Here is a 2,302-nt window from a genome sequence, read left to right as displayed (position 1 = left end):
CTGCGCCGCCTCGCCCCGCGCGGACCCGGCCCGGGCCGGCTCGGCCCGCTCCGGCTCGGCGGCGGGCTCGTCGCGCTGCTCCGCGTCGGCGTCGCGCCGCGCGTCATGCTGGGCGATCTTGTCCTCGACGGCCCGCTCGACATCGCCCTTGCGCTTGCGGCGCCGCCCGCCGGCCTCCTTGGCGGACGGCTTGTCCGCCTTCGGCTCGACCGGCGTCAGGTGGACGTGGATGCCGCGGCCGTTGCACGACTCGCAGGTCTCCGAGAACGCCTCGACCAGGCCCTGGCCGACGCGCTTGCGGGTCATCTGGACCAGCCCGAGCGAGGTCACCTCGGCGACCTGGTGCTTGGTACGGTCCCGCGACAGGCACTCCACGAGGCGGCGGAGCACCAGGTCGCGGTTGTTCTCCAGCACCATGTCGATGAAGTCGATCACGATGATGCCGCCGATGTCGCGCAGCCGGAGCTGGCGGACGATCTCCTCGGCCGCCTCCAGGTTGTTCCGGGTGACGGTCTCCTCCAGGTTGCCGCCCTGCCCCGTGAACTTGCCGGTGTTGACGTCGATGACCGTCATCGCCTCGGTGCGGTCGATCACCAGCGAGCCGCCGCTCGGCAGCCAGACCTTGCGGTCCAGCGCCTTGGCGATCTGCTCGTCGATGCGGAACGCGCTGAGGACGTCCTGGTTCCCGTCCCAGCGCTCGACCCGGTCGGCGAGGTGCGGGGCGACGTACTCGACGTACTCGGAGACGGTGTCCCACGCCTCGGCGCCGGAGACGACCAGCTTGGTGAAGTCCTCGTTGAAGATGTCGCGGACGACCCGGATGGTCAGATCCGGCTCCCCGTACAGCAGCGACGGCGCCGACGCGGTCTTGACCTTCTTCTGGATGTTCTCCCACTGGGCGGCCAGCCGCGACACGTCGCGCGACAGCTCCTCCTCGGTGGCGCCCTCGGCGGCGGTGCGCACGATGACGCCCGCGTGCGCCGGCATGACCTTCTTCAGGATCGACTTGAGGCGGCTGCGCTCCTTGTCGGGGAGCTTGCGGCTGATGCCGGTCATCGAGCCGTCCGGCACGTACACGAGGTAGCGGCCGGGCAGCGAGACCTGGCTGGTCAGCCGGGCGCCCTTGTGGCCGAGCGGGTCCTTGGTGACCTGGACGAGCACCGACTGGCCGGACTTCAGCGCCGACTCGATGCGGCGCGGCTGGCCCTCCAGGCCCGCGACGTCCCAGTTGACCTCGCCCGCGTACAGCACGGCGTTGCGGCCCTTGCCGATGTCGACGAACGCCGCCTCCATCGAGGGCAGCACGTTCTGGACCTTGCCGAGGTAGACGTTGCCCACGTACGACTGGTGCGTGGCGCGGTTGACGTAGTGCTCGACGAGGACGTCGTCCTCCAGGACGGCGATCTGGGTGCGCTCGCCCTCCTGCCGGACCACCATGACCCGCTCGACCGCCTCGCGGCGGGCGAGGAACTCGGCCTCGGTGATCACCGGCGGGCGGCGGCGGCCCTGCTCGCGGCCCTCGCGGCGGCGCTGCTTCTTGGCCTCCAGCCGCGTCGAGCCCCGGACGGACTGGACCTCGTCCTCCACCGCGCGGGCGTCGCGGACGTGCACGACGGTGTTCGGCGGGTCGTCCGTGCCGGTGCCGCCCTCGCCGTCGGCGCCCGAGCGGCGCCTGCGGCGGCGGCGACGGCGGCTGGACCCGCCCTGGCCGTCGGCGTCGTCCTCGTCGTCGTCGGCCTGGTCGGCCTCCTCGGCCTGCTCGGCCTTGGCGGCGGCGGCCTTCTCCTTGTCCTTCGCGCTCTTGGACCTGGACGTCTTCGCGGCCTTGGCGGGCTTGGCGGGCGGCTCCTCGCGGGGCTCCTCGGCCTCGGCGGCGGGCTCGTCCCCGGCCTCGTCGTCGGCGCCGTCCTTGCCGCCGCGGCCGCGGCCCCGGCCGCCCCTGCGGCGGCGGCGCCGCGACGGGCGGTCGTCGTCCTCGTCCTCGTCGTCCTGGGCGGACGGGCCGGTCCCCTCGGGCTCCTCCTCGCCGGCGTCGCGCTCGGCGGGCTCGGCGACGCCCTTCGGCTCGTCCTTCGGACGGGCGGGCGCGTCGGCCTTCGGCTGCGGCGGCTGGAAGACGACCATGGGCGGCTGGAAGGTCACGCCGGGCACCCCGACGCCGCTCGCGGGCTCGGTCTCCGAGACGGCGCCGGCGTCGGCGTCGGCACCGGACACACCCGGCACGCTGGGGACGGACGGCACCGCCGGGACGGTCGGCGCGGCGGGCGCGTCGGGCTCGTCCGGCGTGGCCGGAGCGGGGGCG

The 2,302-nt window shown here is 74.2% G+C and carries 1 protein-coding gene and 1 pseudogene; one reads left to right on the top strand and one right to left on the bottom strand.

The annotated features are described in order from the left end of the window. The coding region (locus E1300_RS49070) for an Rne/Rng family ribonuclease (RefSeq protein ID WP_306440715.1) at positions 1-2,142 on the bottom strand (2,142 nt) is incomplete at its 3' end. Between E1300_RS49070 and E1300_RS53785 the strand changes: the two are divergent. Then, positions 2,123-2,302 (top strand): annotated as a pseudogene (locus E1300_RS53785) (hypothetical protein); the annotation flags it as partial. The gene E1300_RS49070 and the pseudogene E1300_RS53785 sit on opposite strands and share 20 nt — an antisense overlap.

Origin of the sequence: Actinomadura fibrosa (genome assembly GCF_900659615.1) — a bacterium.
GTDB classification, from domain to species: domain Bacteria; phylum Actinomycetota; class Actinomycetes; order Streptosporangiales; family Streptosporangiaceae; genus Spirillospora; species Spirillospora fibrosa.
Note: the sequence above shows the minus strand (reverse complement) of the source record. Positions and strands in the feature narration are given on the sequence as shown.